18 protein-coding genes and 1 riboswitch are annotated in these 14,215 nt (G+C 66.5%); of the genes, 14 read left to right on the forward strand and 4 right to left on the reverse strand.

What is annotated here, in order from left to right; all coding sequences use genetic code 11:
- Positions 1-22: 22 nt before the first annotated feature.
- Complete coding sequence (locus PV768_RS17045; RefSeq protein WP_157242028.1) at positions 23-889, reverse strand: universal stress protein; 867 nt, start codon at positions 887-889, stop codon at positions 23-25.
- A 193-nt stretch (positions 890-1,082) separates the two neighbouring features.
- Between PV768_RS17045 and PV768_RS17050 the strand changes: the two genes are divergently transcribed.
- The 6 genes from PV768_RS17050 (at position 1,083) to PV768_RS17075 (ending at position 6,261) form a co-directional block, all read left to right on the forward strand.
- Positions 1,083-1,514 carry a hypothetical protein gene (locus tag PV768_RS17050; RefSeq protein WP_421093663.1) on the forward strand — a complete coding sequence of 144 codons (432 nt, stop codon included), beginning with the start codon at positions 1,083-1,085 and terminating at the stop codon, positions 1,512-1,514.
- A gap of 124 nt (positions 1,515-1,638) precedes the next feature.
- Entirely contained in the window at positions 1,639-1,896 is a 258-nt protein-coding gene (locus PV768_RS17055; RefSeq protein WP_157242030.1) for an SHOCT domain-containing protein, read from the forward strand.
- Between the two features lie 36 nt (positions 1,897-1,932).
- Positions 1,933-3,288 carry a phenylacetate--CoA ligase family protein gene (locus tag PV768_RS17060; RefSeq protein ID WP_321213654.1) on the forward strand — a complete coding sequence of 452 codons (1,356 nt, stop codon included), beginning with the start codon at positions 1,933-1,935 and terminating at the stop codon, positions 3,286-3,288.
- Positions 3,289-3,507: 219 nt separating this feature from the next.
- Entirely contained in the window at positions 3,508-3,690 is a 183-nt protein-coding gene (locus tag PV768_RS17065) for a hypothetical protein (RefSeq protein WP_157242032.1), read from the forward strand.
- Between the two features lie 67 nt (positions 3,691-3,757).
- Complete coding sequence (locus tag PV768_RS17070) at positions 3,758-4,789, forward strand: ribonuclease Z (RefSeq protein ID WP_421093674.1); 1,032 nt, start codon at positions 3,758-3,760, stop codon at positions 4,787-4,789.
- Positions 4,786-6,261 carry a protein adenylyltransferase SelO gene (locus PV768_RS17075; protein WP_321213653.1) on the forward strand — a complete coding sequence of 492 codons (1,476 nt, stop codon included), beginning with the start codon at positions 4,786-4,788 and terminating at the stop codon, positions 6,259-6,261. The genes PV768_RS17070 and PV768_RS17075 overlap by 4 nt, the downstream gene beginning before the upstream one ends.
- A 147-nt stretch (positions 6,262-6,408) precedes the next feature.
- Here PV768_RS17075 and PV768_RS17080 read toward each other — a convergent pair whose 3' ends face one another.
- Positions 6,409-7,242, reverse strand: coding sequence for a LysM peptidoglycan-binding domain-containing protein (locus PV768_RS17080; RefSeq protein ID WP_321213652.1), 834 nt, complete (start codon positions 7,240-7,242; stop codon positions 6,409-6,411).
- A 3-nt stretch (positions 7,243-7,245) separates the two neighbouring features.
- A riboswitch (cyclic di-AMP (ydaO/yuaA leader) is annotated at positions 7,246-7,446 on the reverse strand.
- 239 nt (positions 7,447-7,685) lie between these two features.
- Between PV768_RS17080 and PV768_RS17085 the strand changes: the two genes are divergently transcribed.
- Genes PV768_RS17085 through PV768_RS17100 form a run of 4 tightly spaced genes read left to right on the forward strand, consistent with a single transcriptional unit; the run spans position 7,686 to position 10,411 of the window.
- The gene (locus PV768_RS17085; protein ID WP_321213651.1) at positions 7,686-9,026 is read left to right on the forward strand and encodes a lytic transglycosylase domain-containing protein; all 1,341 of its coding nucleotides are present in this window, start codon (positions 7,686-7,688) and stop codon (positions 9,024-9,026) included.
- Between the two features lie 20 nt (positions 9,027-9,046).
- A complete protein-coding gene (locus PV768_RS17090) occupies positions 9,047-9,406 on the forward strand; it encodes a TraR/DksA family transcriptional regulator (protein ID WP_321213650.1) in 360 nt (119 codons plus the stop codon).
- Positions 9,403-9,972 (forward strand): DNA alkylation repair protein, encoded by a 570-nt coding sequence (locus tag PV768_RS17095; protein ID WP_421093664.1) that lies wholly within the window; start codon positions 9,403-9,405, stop codon positions 9,970-9,972. The genes PV768_RS17090 and PV768_RS17095 overlap by 4 nt, the downstream gene beginning before the upstream one ends.
- Entirely contained in the window at positions 9,956-10,411 is a 456-nt protein-coding gene (locus PV768_RS17100; protein ID WP_157242036.1) for a DUF1810 domain-containing protein, read from the forward strand. Before PV768_RS17095 ends, PV768_RS17100 begins: the two co-directional genes overlap by 17 nt.
- A gap of 74 nt (positions 10,412-10,485) precedes the next feature.
- Here PV768_RS17100 and PV768_RS17105 read toward each other — a convergent pair whose 3' ends face one another.
- The gene (locus PV768_RS17105) at positions 10,486-10,992 is read right to left on the reverse strand and encodes a metallophosphoesterase family protein (RefSeq protein ID WP_157242037.1); all 507 of its coding nucleotides are present in this window, start codon (positions 10,990-10,992) and stop codon (positions 10,486-10,488) included.
- A gap of 130 nt (positions 10,993-11,122) precedes the next feature.
- Here PV768_RS17105 and PV768_RS17110 point away from each other — a divergent pair, with 130 nt between their 5' ends.
- Positions 11,123-11,320, forward strand: coding sequence for a DUF1918 domain-containing protein (locus PV768_RS17110; RefSeq protein ID WP_104999751.1), 198 nt, complete (start codon positions 11,123-11,125; stop codon positions 11,318-11,320).
- A 55-nt stretch (positions 11,321-11,375) separates the two neighbouring features.
- Complete coding sequence (locus PV768_RS17115; protein WP_421093665.1) at positions 11,376-11,879, forward strand: NUDIX domain-containing protein; 504 nt, start codon at positions 11,376-11,378, stop codon at positions 11,877-11,879.
- Here PV768_RS17115 and PV768_RS17120 read toward each other — a convergent pair.
- A complete protein-coding gene (locus PV768_RS17120) occupies positions 11,876-12,553 on the reverse strand; it encodes an endonuclease/exonuclease/phosphatase family protein (RefSeq protein ID WP_157242039.1) in 678 nt (225 codons plus the stop codon). The genes PV768_RS17115 and PV768_RS17120 overlap by 4 nt on opposite strands.
- Positions 12,554-12,738: 185 nt before the next feature.
- Here PV768_RS17120 and PV768_RS17125 point away from each other — a divergent pair, with 185 nt between their 5' ends.
- Both PV768_RS17125 and PV768_RS17130 read left to right on the forward strand, forming a co-directional pair.
- Positions 12,739-13,542, forward strand: a complete 804-nt coding sequence (locus PV768_RS17125; RefSeq protein WP_421093666.1) for a thioesterase family protein — start codon at positions 12,739-12,741, stop codon at positions 13,540-13,542.
- 127 nt (positions 13,543-13,669) lie between these two features.
- Positions 13,670-14,212, forward strand: coding sequence for a PadR family transcriptional regulator (locus PV768_RS17130; RefSeq protein WP_157242041.1), 543 nt, complete (start codon positions 13,670-13,672; stop codon positions 14,210-14,212).
- The last annotated feature ends 3 nt before the right edge of the window (positions 14,213-14,215 follow it).

The following is a 14,215-nucleotide window of genomic DNA, read 5'->3' on the forward strand; positions in this document are numbered from 1 at the left end:
AGTGGGCAGCTGCCAGGGCTTCCTAGGGTGTGTTCTTGATTGCCTGGATCCGGGTGATCACGGTAGGGCACGGCAGGTGCTTGAGGACGCCGTAGGCTGTGGAACCGAGCAGAAGCCGTTTGATTCCGCCTCTTCCGCGGCTGCCCACCACGAGCATCCTGGCCCCGGAGGCAGCATCAACCAACGATTCCACCGGTCCCCTTTCGGTCTCCAGCACGCGATGCACCGTCAGGCTCGGATAGTCCTCGTTGAGACCGGCCACTGTTTCGGACAGGACGATGCGTTCTTCCTCGGTAACAAGGTCGGCCAGGCTGGTGGTCAGCAGGCCCGCATCCGTAACTCGGTCGGGCGCGTTGATGGCATAGACCACAGTGAGGTCGTCCCCCTCACGGTCAGCCTCGGCTGCGGCGAAGGCCACAGCCTGGGTTGCCTCCCTGGAGCCGTCGACTCCCACCACCACGCCGGACCGGCCTTCAAGCTCCTGTGTACCTACCACCGCAACGGGAACCTTTGAAGAAGCCGCAACCTGCAGCGCCCGGTCTGCAAGGGTTCCGCCGAGGTGGCCCGTGCCTGAGCCCACAACCACCATGGATGCCTTGCCGGAATACTTCGCCAGCGATCCTCCCACGCTTCCGGTAAGAAGCCGGGTGGTAACGCTGATGGGGAAGGCCCCCCGGATACGGCCGGCGGCAGTCTGCAGGAGCTTGTCGCCCGCCTCCTCGAGAACGCCGATCCACGGATACGGATCAGCCGCCCACCGGTCGTCCACGACGTGGAGGATCACCAGTGGCAGGCCGGAACGTTCGGCCCGGCGGGCAGCCCAGAGCACGGCAGCCTGGCTCTGGGGGGAGTCGTTGGTGGCGACTGCGATTGGTTTGCGAGTTGTCATGGCCGGGCTTCCTGTTTCTTCTCGGGCGGGTCCAGTTCAAGACTGGCGCTGTGCCCCCGGGAGATATAGGGCCAAAGGTCACGGCAAGTCGTGCCGGGGGGAAGTTAGCGCCGTCCCTATTTCATCAGTATGCTTACTATTGTTCGCTTTGCCTGTCCAAGAGCCATTGGCTGTTCAAGAGAAAGGCATCACCATGACGGAACAGAACCTCCCTGACGACGGCCTTGAGGTTGTCCGGGATGACGACGTGCTCCTTGATGAGGCCCCCGGCGCGGCTGCATCATTTGAACTTGACCCGGTGAAGGGCGAACCGGACGGCTATCCGGGAGCGGCCGAAAACAATCCGGACCGCTGGCAGGACGATCCGCTGCTCCAGGACGAGGCGGTCTCCGGGGAAGAAGAGGACTTCATCAGCGACCAGGCATTCCGTGAAGGATCAGCCCAGGCAGGTTACGCAGCGGATGAAGCCCAGGACGGTCCCGTAACGCCCACCTTGGAGGAGGCCGTTGCCGATGTGGATTTCGGCGGGAATCCGAACGGACCAGGGGCTGAGGGCAGTGACGACACGGAAAGCTTTGGCGGCTCCCCTCTAAGTGAGTTCGAACCCGACGATCTGGAGCGCTGAGGGGCCGCGGCTGTCCTGACCTGGCCATTCATCCTGGGGACGAAAGACTCTGGCACCGCACACGGGCCGGATGGATCATCGAACAGGGAGCAGTGGCGGGGCTCCGCGAGGTGAGGATGCAGGGATGATGTGGTGGGACGGGAACATGGGCGCCTGGGGCTACATCCTGATGGTGGTGAGCTTCATCCTCTTTTGGGGTGCAATCATCGTCGCCATCGTGGTTTTTGCCCGCTCGATGTCAGGCGGCAACCGCAGGGACGGCGGAGGCCACAGTCTCGGCAGTGCGGAGCAACTGCTGGCCGAGCGGTTTGCCCGCGGTGAAATAGACGAGACGGAATACTCGGCCCGCCTCTCCGCCCTCCGCCGCGCCCGCGGGGCCTGACGCGCCGCCGCGCCGGCTCTTCCAAGGCCGGATCGCATGGATGTGCGGCTCATAGCCCGGGTGCTCGTTCTTCGGGCTGCCTTGAAGCGGCGGGACCGCTGGAGCCCTGTCCGGATTGCTGCCCACCAGGAACGTGCCCTGCAGAGACTGCGGACGGCCGCCTATGCCGGGTCTGAGTTCTACCGGCGCCGCCATGCAGGGCTCTACGGGGCTCCCCTTGCCCAGTTGCCGCCCGTGACCAAGGCCGACCTCATGGGCCACTTCGACGAGGTCCTTACTACGCGCGACCTGAGCCTGGCCGACCTGGAACAACGTCTCCGGACCCTCGCCGCCGAGGACGGTGATCCCGGCTTGCCGTGGAGGGGGCGCTGGTGGGCTGCGGCGACAGCCGGGACCGCCGGTCCACGCGGAACCTTCGTGTGGAGCCGGCCGGAATGGGCACATGTGCTGGCTTCCTATGCCCGCGCTAATGACTGGGCTGGAATAGCGGCCGGCCTCGGCCGGCCGCTTAAAATGGCGCTGGTAAGCTCGCGCGTCCCCACCCACCAGTCCGCCGTGGTTGGCGCTTCGCTGCGTTCGGGGCTTGTCCCCACGCTCCGGCTGGACGTGACCGCACCCATGCATGAAACAGTGGCGGCGCTGAACGGGTTCCAGCCCCGGGTCCTGGTGGGTTACGCTTCCGCGCTTTTGCCCCTGGCGGCCGAACAGCTGGCCGGGCGCCTGAAAATTTCGCCGCAGGCAGTGATGTCGGCCTCGGAGGTGCTCACCCCGCCCGCTGCCCGGGAATTGGAAAGGGCCTGGGGGAGTGCACCGTTCGATGTCTACGCCGCCACTGAGACGGCCGGCATCGCTTCACCGTGCGTCTACCGGAACCGGCATGTCTACGAGGACCTGCTCATTGTCGAACCAGTGGACAAGGAGGGCGTCCCGGTACCGCCCGGGTCAACGGGCGCGAAGCTTTTGGTCACCGTCCTGTTCTCGCGGACTTTGCCGCTGATTCGCTATGAGCTGTCGGACAGCGTGACGTTGGGGCAGCGCGGATGCCCCTGTGGCCGCTCGTTCATCCGCATGGAGGATATCGAAGGCAGGTTGGAGGACGTGCTTGAGCTGCCAGGCAGGGCAGGCCTTGTCAGCGTCCACCCCATCGTGTTCCACCACGTCCTGGACCAGGCAGCCGCCGCCGGCTGGCAGGTGGTCCAGGAACCCACGGGACTGCGGGTCCTCGTTGCAGGACTGACGGCGGGAAGCACAACAGCAGGCATCCAGGCTTCGGTGGCCGAAGCCCTCGCAGCAGCCGGCGTCGCGCGAACCCCGGTCTCTGTGTCCGTGGTGGACCAGCTGGAGCGGACACCGTTGGGCAAGGCGCCCTTCGTCCGCCGGCTCAGGCCGTGAGCCGTCGGAACGGACCTGGACGCTTCCGGTGAAATGTTCGGCAATGGTGTCCCTTACCGGACGTCGGCCAGCCAGCAGAACGGATCGGGGCTCCTGCGCTTATCGGGCCAAATGCAGGGGGAACTTCTGCTGCTTCCCCTAGTTGCAGCCGAACTACGCTAAAATCATAAGCAGGCTGATGAATATCGGTTGGCAGGATCAATACTGAAGGAGTTTCACATGAACTTGGGAAGCATGATCAGGAATGCCGCTGGACGATTCTCCGGCAGGACCGGGACCGCCGGAACAACGCGCCGGACCGGACTGAATGCCACGGGCCGGGCACCTGGCACGACGGGCCCCGCAGGAGCCCGGACCGGTGGCGTGACCGGCAAAATCATGGGAATGCTCCGGCGGCGCTAAGCCGACCCGGCAACCACAAAAGCAGGTCCCGGACTCCTCCGGAGCCTGCTTTTTGGCACCCACCGCCATGCGCGACCTCACCATCCTCGGTACGGCCTCCCAGGTCCCCACCCGGACCAGGAACCACAACGGCTACCTGCTCCGCTGGGACGGGGAAGGTTTCCTCTTTGACCCGGGCGAGGGCACGCAGCGCCAAATGATCCACGCGGGGATCCCGGCGAGCCAGATAACCCGCATTTGCCTCACCCACGTCCACGGAGACCATTGTTTTGGTCTGCCGGGGGTGTTGTCGCGGATGGCCCTGGACGGGGTGGCGCACCCTATCCATCTTCACTACCCGTTATCCGGGGAAGACGTGGTGCGCGCCCTCGTGTCTGTCAGTTCACCGGGAATCGACCTCAGGCTTCGCCCCCACGGCGGAAGCGGGACGGTGGCCGAAGGCTTTGACGTCCGGCCGCTGAAGCACCGCATTGAGACCTACGGCTACCGGCTGGTGGAACCGGACGGCCGCACGCTGCTGCCTGAACGCCTTGCCGCGGCAGGAATATCGGGCCCCGCGATCGGGCGCCTGCAGCATGAAGGCAGCCTTGCGGGCGTCCGCCTCGATGATGTCAGCATTCCGCGGCCCGGCCAGCGCTTCGCTTTCGTAATGGACACGGCGCCCTGCGAGGGCGCCGAGGAGCTGGCCGACGGCGTCGACCTCCTCGTTGCGGAGTCCACCTTCAGCGATGACGACGGCGGGCTGGCGCGCCAGTACCGTCACCTCACCGCCGGGCAGGCAGGGGAACTGGCAGCGGGGGCAGCCGCCCGAACCCTCGTGCTGACGCACTTCTCCTCACGGTACGGCGAGGACGCCGCGCCGCTCGCGGTCCAGGCCAGGGCCCGTGCGGCGGATACTGACGTCATCGCCGCGCAGGACCTGCAACGCGTCCCCATGCCCCGGCGGCGCCGCTGGCCGGGGCATGGCGTCACGGCACCGGAACGGTCCACTGCACCTGAACGGACCGCTCTGCCAGGCCATGCCATTCCTCGAGCCGGGGAGGTCACCGATGAGCTCATCAACGGCCGGACAAGCGACGGCGATAGGGTTAACCCATGACTGCTGCAGCAGAATCAACTGTCGTCTTCGAGGGCCGCTTTGCCCGTGAACTGGCGGAGCTGGCCGTTCCGTGGCAGGCGGAGGAAGCGCCGGAGCCTGAACTCTTGGTCCTTAACGACGCGCTGGCGACCGAGCTGGGGCTGGCACCCGACTACCTGCGGACGCCGGAAGGCGTGCGCCTCCTGCTGGGCAACTACCTCCCCCCGGGTGCGACCCCCGTAGCCCAGGCGTACGCCGGGCACCAGTTCGGTGGCTACTCACCGCTGCTCGGCGACGGCCGCGCGCTGCTGCTGGGCGAAATAGTTGCCGACGGCGGGCGCTTGCGGGATGTGCACCTGAAGGGTTCCGGCCGTACACCTTTCGCCCGCGCGGGCGACGGCCGGGCCGTCATCGGCCCGATGCTGCGGGAGTACCTTGTGAGCGAGGCCATGCACGCCCTGAACATTCCCACCACGCGGGCCCTGGCCGTCGTAGCCACCGGGCGGCCGGTGCGCCGGGACACGATGCTGCCGGGCGCCGTCCTGGCCCGTGTGGCCAGCAGCCACCTCCGCGTGGGCAGCTTCCAATACGCCCGGGCCACGGAGAACATGGACCTGCTGCGCCGGCTGGCGGACCACGCCATCAGCAGGCACTATCCGGCTGCAGCCCGGTCCGAACAGCCCTACCTGGCGCTGTTTGAAGCAGTGGTCGCCGCCCAGGCGGAGCTCGTGGCCAAGTGGATGCTGGTGGGCTTCGTGCACGGGGTCATGAACACGGACAACATGACCATCTCCGGGGAAACCATCGACTACGGGCCCTGCGCATTCATGGACGCGTTTGATCCCGCCGCCGTGTATAGCTCCATCGATGTAGGCGGCCGCTATGCCTACGCGAACCAGCCCGTGGTAGCCGAGTGGAACCTGGCCCGGCTCGCTGAGGCCATGCTGCCGCTCTTCAACGAAGACCAGGAACAGGCTGTCGGCCCCGCGGTGGAGGCCCTAGGCACGTTCCGCGGCCGGTACAGTGATGCCTGGTTCGAGGGCATGAAGGCCAAGCTCGGCGTGCCTGCCGGCCCTGCGGCAGGCCCGGAACGTGACGAAGCCTCGGACCTTGTGGATGGCGTGATCGGCCTGCTGAAGGACGGACCCGTTGACTACACGCAATTCTTCCGGAACCTTGGACAGGCCGCCCGGGGCAACTCCAGGCCTGCCCGCGGCATGGTGCCGGACCTGGGGACTTTCGATGCCTGGGCCGGACGCTGGGCCGCGCTGAAGCCCGACGCCGAACTCATGGACAGCGTGAACCCCGCGTACATCCCCAGGAACCACCTGGTGGAGGAAGCACTGGCCGCTGCCACCGAGGGCGATCTTGACCCGTTTAACCGCCTCCTTGAGGTTGTCCGGTCCCCGTTCCAGGAGCGTCCGGGGCTGGAACGCTACACGGAAGGACCGCCGGAGGACTTCGGCAAATACCGGACCTTCTGCGGCACCTAGCCGTAATTCCAGCGGAGCCAAGGGAGCCCCAAGGACCCTTAAGAACGTGGAAGGGGCGGCAGCCGGTAAACCCGGCTGCCGCCCCTTCCAGCCCCTTCCACAGGGTGGGACTGCCCCGCTGCGAGCGGACTGCCCCGTCGCCGTTGGTTACGCTACGCGGACGAAGGAAGCGCCGCTCAGCCAGCTGATGGAGTGGACTTCGGTGCTGTAACCGTTCACGCCGCCGCTGACAACCTGGCCGTCGCCGGCGTAAACGCCCACGTGGCCGGCCGTGATCACGAGGTCACCGGGAGCGGGGGAACCCACAACAGTGCCGTACTGGAAGAACTGGGTGGGAGCCAGGTCGCCGACGCTCAGGCCAACGGAACGCAGGGCGTTCTCCACCATCGCGGTGCAGTCCTGGCCGACGCCCACCTGGCTGTAAGCCGAGGCGAGAATTGCTGCTCCGGTGCCCGTGCCGGTGCTGGCAGAGGCGTAGGACAGGTTCATCCCCGTGTTCGCCGGTGCCGTGGCAGCGGCGGTCTGGACGGGTGCCGGGGCGGGTGCGGCGGCCGGAGCTGCCGGGGCGTAGCCTGCACCCGGGATCTGGATCTGGTCGCCGGGGTAGATAACCGCGGAGATTGAAAGCCCGTTGGCTGCCAGGACATCGCCCAGGGCCACGCCGTAAGCGGCCGAGATGGCGCCAAGCGTGTCGCCGGATACAACCGTATGGACGGTTCCGGCCGCGGCGGCGGGGGCTGCAACTGCTGCTGCCGGGGCGGCGGAGGCCTGGATGTTAGTGGTCTCAGTGGTGTCCGGACCTGTCACACCGGCGTGCGCCGGGGCTCCGACGCCGAAGGCAATGCCGGATGCGGCTGCGACGGCGAGCGCCGGACGGCCCAGGGTCCTGGCTTGGGACTTGGCCGAAACAGCCAGTCCTTCCAGGATGATGGAGCGGGCCGGAGTTGCGCGATGACGGGCGGTGGTGGAAATTTTTGACACAGTTGATCGCCTCTCCCATGCCTGCGGGGTGAGCTGTCGGGTTCGGGCTGGAGATACCCGGCCGGGAGCAACTCCGAAAGGAACGGAGGCGCCAGCGACTTAACCCCAAGGCCTCTTGAGAGGCCGTGGAAACTTGGTTCCCCCGTCCCTGCCAGCTGGATAGCGATGGTTCCCGGTTCAGCGGCAGGGCTCGGCAAGCTGAGGGGAATGTCCCGTCTGGGAGGGACACCTTAAGACCATAACCCGCCCCGGCGCCGATTGTCACGTTTGGGTAACATGCGAGGTTCTCCTCTCGGTTTATGCAAACGAATCGACTCTGGGTCGCGGGCACTGCGCGCACGCTCAGGCTTTCACCGTGGAAAGTCGATGGCTTGTCTCTGCTGTATAACGATGCAGGCCCCTCATCCTTGAAGTGAAGGTTGAAGCCGGTAAGCTTCCGAACTATGTCCCGTTCCGTTCTAAATGCCCGGCACCGCCTGCCCGGGATACTGCTGGCCGCCGCCCTCGCCGGCAGCGTTTGGCTGACTCCGGCCGGCGCGGCCGAGGGCGTTCCGCCTGGTGGCTACCCCTCGTGGGAGGACGTGGAGCGGGCCAAGCTGACCGAGGCCGGCACGGAAAAAGAGATCGGTATGATCGCAGGCCTGTTGGACGGGCTGCAGGCGCAGTCGGAGGCCTTGGGCAACGCGGCGGTGGCGTCAGCCGCTGAGTCTGCAGCGGCTGATGCCGCGTTGGCAGCATCCACTGCCCGAGTGGAGTCGCTGGCGGAACAGGCCGGGACCGCCAAAGCCGAACTCATCCGCCACAGGAAGGACATCGGAGCCCTGGCCGCCCAGTCCTACAAAACGGGCGGTACGAACATGGGGTTCTTCGTGGCCCTTGATGCGATCGGGAACAACAATGTCCACGGGCTCAACGTGGTGCATCTGGTGGGCGGCAAAACGGCGGGCCTTGTGGACAAGGCAGCCGCCGCGGGGAAAGTCACGGCTTCACTGGCCGATCAGGAGAAAGCCGCCCGGGCCGAGCGTGAACGGCTGTCCGGCGAGGCGGCGGAAAAGCTTGCGGCGGCCCGATCGGCCCAGGAAGCCATGGCACGCCAGCTTACGGAAGAACAGCAGCGCAACCGGGAGCTGACCGAGCAGTTGGCGTCCCTGAAGGGCACGACGGCGGCGGTTGAGGGTGAATTCCGGCGTGGACAGGCGGCTCTGGCCGCTTATGAAGCAGCGCAGGAGGCGAAAAGGGCCGCGGCCGGAGAAGAGGCACGACGACGGGCTGCCGCAGCCGCCGCGGCGGCAAAGGCGCAGCCATCTGCTGCTCCCGCCCCCGTGCGTCCGGCTCCTGCCGATCTGGCACCTGAAAATCCTCCGGCCGGCAACCCTGCGCCGGCGGATCCTGCTCCGCCTGTCCCCGCTCCGGCGCCTGCCGCGCCGCCCAGCCCGCCCGCCGTCGTAATTCCCTCTGCTCCTGCGGGTGCGGTCAACGATCCTGCCGGTGCCAAAAGCTACGCCTCGGGCAGGCTGGGGGCCTATGGCTGGGGATCGGACCAGTTCCTCTGCCTTGCCCGGCTTTGGACCAAGGAATCGAACTGGCTGACAACGGCCACCAACCCGTACTCCGGTGCCTACGGCATCCCGCAGGCGCTGCCGCCGGGCAAGTATTCCAGCGCCGGCAGCGATTGGCTGACCAATTACCGGACACAGATCGAGTGGGGCCTTGGCTATATCCGCGAGCGGTACGGTTCCCCCTGCTCGGCCTGGAACCACTCCGTGGCCAGGAATTGGTACTGACACCGCGCTAGGCTTTTCCCATGCCTGATTTCGAAAGATTCCGCGTCCTCCTCGAGGAGGAGCGGAAGCGGAAGGTGGCACTGCTCCCGTCGCTCCGCGCCGACATTGCCTCGGCAAACTCTGCGCGCCAGGATTCGAACGTCGACGACGAACACGATCCCGAGGGTTCCACCATTGCCTTCGAGCTGTCCCAGGCAGCTGCCCTGCTGCAGCAAAGCACCGCCGGCCTTGACCAGGTGGAGGCCGCCCTGGCCCGGATCGCTGCCGGCACGTACGGCATCTGTGCGGTTTGTGGAGAACCTATCGCGGAGGGAAGGCTGGAGGCCAGGCCCTGGACACCGTTCTGCATCCGGCACGCAGCCGCGGGACGTGGCCGATGAACGGCGGGACCGACTGTGTGGCGGCCGCCGCGGCGTTCATCGACCGCACCCTGCAGAATGAAGGCGCCTGGTACCGGGCGGACGACGTCGAGTCCCGGCTGGGCGGGGTGCTGTCCTCCTACGGCTCTTCGGTGGGCGCCGTCCGGGGAACGGTCCGGGACGCCCTGCGGAAGTTCAAGGAGCTGGACCACGATGCCGTGCTCCAGCTGGCGTCCGGGCTGTGGGGCCAGCCGAAACCTGGCAGCAGGCCGGTTTTTGAGCGGCGCCTGGCCGCCGTGGTGCTCCTGCAGTCAAGGGTCGGCCTCCTGCTGCACTCCGACCTGACCCGGATCGAGGGCTTCCTTCGTTCCGCGGAAAGCCCCGAGTTGGTGGACCCCCTGCTGTCCGACGTAGTGTTGCCGCTATTGGCTGGACTGGCAGGACGCGACCGGCAGCGCGCAGGTGTGGTCCTTGCCAGGTGGAGCCAGGACCCGGACGGGCGGCTGCGCAGGGCTGCGGCCTGCATTGGGCAGCAGTCGGGCACTGAGGCCCCCCACAAAGGAGTCAGCTATGAACGATCCCTATGACCTGAAACGCTTCGTGTCAGCCCAGGACAGCGGCGCAGGCGAGGGCGGGACCTTCGGGCAGGCCTTGGCTGAGCTTCAGCTCGGCAACAAGGCCGGCCACTGGATGTGGTTCATCTTTCCGCAGCTCGCCGGCCTTGGGCAAAGCCCTACCTCGCGGAAATATGCCATCACTTCGCTGGCCGAAGCCCGGGCGTACCTGGACCACGAGGTCCTGGGCCCGCGGCTCCTGGAGTGCGCCCTGGCGTTCAGCAACCACGCCGGGCGCACTGCCGAGGAAATCCTGGGCGGCATCGATGCCAGGAAGCTGCACTCGTCCATGACCCTGTTCCTCCGCGCCGCGCCCGGCGAAACAGTGTTCAAGACCGTCCTTGCCCAGTTCTTTGACGGCCAGCCGGACGAGGCCACCGACGCCCTGCTCGCGGAGCAGGACCAGGACTGAAAAGCCAAGCACGTCTACTGTTCCGGCGCAGGCAGTACGCGGCCCCTGTCGACCCCGTCCCTTCCCGCCTCCCGTCAGCCGCGGGAAACCTCCACCAGGCGGACGTCGGCCAGCCGGCCGGCGTCCACGACGGCGGTCATGTAAGTGCAGGCCGGCTGCCGGCGGCGGTCGGTGGGTGAACCCGGGTTCAGCAGGCGCAGGCCGCGCGGGGTGGTGGTGTCCCACGGGATGTGGCTATGCCCGAAGACCAGGACGTCCGCCTCCGGGTACAGCGCTTCGCAGCGTGCCTCACGTCCCTTTGCCTGGCCGGTTTCGTGGACCATCGCAAAGTTGACTCCCTCGAGCGTGGCCGTGGCAACTTCCGGCAACCGCCGGCGCAGCTGCGGCCCGTCATTGTTTCCGTAGACGCCCAGCAGCGAGCGGCTCCGCTGTTCAAACTCATCCAAGAGGGACGCGTCAACCCAGTCGCCGGCGTGCAACACCATGTCGGCGCTTTCGACGGCGGACCACAGCTGTGCGGGGAGCGCCCGGGCGCGCTTCGGGACATGGGTATCGGCAACCAGCACAAGATGCAGCGGCATGGTCAAAATCCTGCCATGGCGCGGCTCTTTCCCCACCTCGCCGCCATGCCCCCGTTTCCCTCCGCACTTTCTCCTTCGCCCTTTCCCCGCCGGGTAGGCAGTCGTACTCTTGGGCTGGGAGGTGATTGCCATGGAGGCAACGCAAGGCGACCGCATCATCGTCCATGGAAGGACCGTTGGGGCCACAGACCGGCACGGGGTGATCCTGGAGGTGCGGGGCCAGGGCGGGACGCCGCCCTACCTCGTCCGCTTTGATGACGGACACGAAACCATCATGTACCCCGGCGGTGATTTCGCCGTCGAACGCGGCCACGCGAACCAGGCCTGACTGACATTCGGCACGGCAGGTGCACCCCGTCCACGGCACCTGTCAGACTGGAACGATGGATCACTTTTCGGTTTCCACTGCGTCCTCAGCCCCGCCCGTCCGCACCGGTCCCCGGGACCCGGGCGACGCCTGGGTCGAAGGGGACCGCGGCCGCTACTGGGGGCGGTTCGGTGCAGCCGGAGTGCTGGCGTACGATCCGGACAAAGGCGTGCTGCTGCAGCACCGTGCTGTCTGGAGCCACAACGGGGGGACGTGGGGCCTGCCCGGAGGGGCGCTCCATCATGGCGAGGAGCCCGTCACAGGCGCGCTCCGGGAAGCCTTCGAGGAAGCTGCCGTACCCGCCGGCAATGTCGACCTTCTCTTCACGTCCTTCTTTGACGTGGGTTATTGGTCCTACACCACGGTGGTGGTGCTGGTCAGGGAGCCCTTTGATCCGGTGATCAGTGATCCCGAAAGCCTCGAACTGCGGTGGGTGCCGGTGGCCGATGTGGACTGCCTCGAACTGCACCCGGGCTTCGGGGTATCGTGGCCCGGCCTGCGTGAACGGCTTGGGGCCTAGTAGTCCGGGCCGTATTCGGCGGTGACCAGGATCGGGAGGTGGTCCGAGTTCCCGCGTGGAAGCGTTTCGACGCTTTCGATGTCGAGGCCCAGTGACGTTGCAAAATCGAAGTGGCCCTTGAATACCTTGTACCGGGTGTAGGTGCGCCTGTTGCTGAGCGACAGGGCATAGCCGGAGTTCTTCATGTGCAGGTCCAGGTTCTTCGTGAAGAACGGATAGTTGAAGTCGCCCACCATCAGGGTCATCAGGCCTTTGCCCATGCTGAGCAGTTCGGCATGGGCGGCGTGGATCTGCTTCCGCCGCAGCGAGTTCGAAGCCGTGAGGGGCGCGGCGTGGAAGGAGCCGATGACCAGCTCATGCTGCGTCTCGTTGTCCATCACCCGGGTGCCGATCAGCCGCTCATGGGCCGGGGCCAGGACCCGGTCGTGCATTGACTTCTTGAGCGCGAAGGACTGGGTGTCCAGGGCAGTGAAGCGGCTCATCCGGTAATAGATGGCCAGCCCCAGCCGGTTGCCCTTGGTGGCATCCGCCAGGTGCAGCGGCCCCAGCGTCTCGGGGAGGTCGCTGGAATCCACCTCCTGGAGGCAGAGCGCATCAATGTCATGGTTCCGCGCCAGGGCGAGGAGTTCACCGCTCGCCTTGTGTTTGCGGAGGTTGTAGCTGATGACACGCATGGAACACCTCTTCCGAGGGTTGCTGACAGGACCAGTTTCCGAGTCTAGTCGGATCAATCCTGTCCGGCTCCAACATTTCGCCGCGTCCGGCCAAGTCTCCCTCGGCAGACCGCCTCTGCCGCCCGTCCGGGGGACGGCGGATAGAGTTAAGGCCAATTCACTGAGTATCACCGGAGGGGCGCGCTTTGACCGCAGATTTGCATGAACTGGCCGCAGGAAGCTTCTACTACCTGGACCTGGGCGGGGGACGATTCCGTTCCACCATCCATGCCCAGGGCGCCTGGAACGTGCACGAGCAGCACATGGCGCCCGCGTCAGGCCTGATGGCGGACAGCCTGGAACGGCATGAGCCGCGGGCGGACATGCGGATGGCGCGGATCAGCTACGAGATCCTGGGGCTCATCCCGGGCGGCGCCTTCCATATCGAGACCACCACCCTCCGGCCGGGGAAGACCATCGAACTCCTCCAGGCGGAACTGGTGGCCGGCGGGCGGACTGCCATTCGCGCCACCGCCTGGCGGCTGGTCACCAGCGATACCACCGAAGTGGCCGCCATCGAGGACAACCCGATTCCCGGACCGGAGGACTGCAAGCCGTACGACGGCGCGTCCGTCTGGCCGGGCGGCTATATCCGCTCCCTTGAAATGAGGGTGGCGGAAGGGCACCGGCCGGGCGCCGGAAAGGTCTGGCTCCGGACAGACCACCCCTTGACGGACCGTGGCGACAGCGGCGACCTTGCCCGGCTCATGGGGCTCGTGGACACCGCCAACGGTATTGCGGCCCGGGTCCCCCCGGGCAAGGACAGTTATGCCTTTCCCAACCTGGACCTCCAGATCCACATGTACCGCCGCCCCGAGGGGGAGTGGCTGGGCCTGGACAATGCTGTGTCGTTCGGCGGAGACGGGATTGGCCTGACATCCACCGTGCTGCACGACCTCCAGGGTCCGTTCGGGCGTGCCGAGCAGATTCTCACTATCCGCAGAACCTGACATTGCGCGCGGATTTCGGCCGCAGAGGCCGAAGCCGCGCGCGGATGAAATCTGCCCTGCCCCTAGCTCCGAGCCTGTGTCGTTGAGTATCGTTGTATATCGTTCAGGATTCACAAGGGAGAACATCATGCGTGGTTCATATCAATCCGGCGGATTCGGCGGGACCAACATCGATGGCATGTGGCAGGCCGTCGAGGAACTGCGTTCCCGGTTCGAAAAGCGCGCAGGAACCCGCGCCGGCAAAGGCGAGGTCCGCGCCGCCGTGCTGGCCCTCCTGGCGGAGCGGCCCATGCACGGCTACCAGATCATCCGTGAAATCGAGGAGCGCAGCAACGGCAGCTGGAAGCCAAGCGCCGGCTCGGTCTACCCCACGCTGCAGCTGCTAGCGGACGAGGGCACCATCCGCGCGGAAGAGTCCAACAGCCGCAAGATCTATTCGCTGACAGAGGCCGGCCGTGAGGAAGTGGCCAACGACCATGCCGCGGCGGCCCCCTGGGAATCAGCGGGTTCCCAGGCCGGCGGGTTTACGGCCCTGCCCAAGGCCGGTGTGGAATTGGCCCAGGCTGCAGCCCAGGTTGGCCGCACGGGTTCACCGGAGCAGGTGCGGCAGGCCGTGGCAGTGCTCGATGAGGCGCGGCGCCGGATCTATTCGATCCTCGCCCAGGACTGACGC

This window comes from Pseudarthrobacter sp. CC4 (genome assembly GCF_048957775.1).
GTDB lineage: Bacteria > Actinomycetota > Actinomycetes > Actinomycetales > Micrococcaceae > Arthrobacter.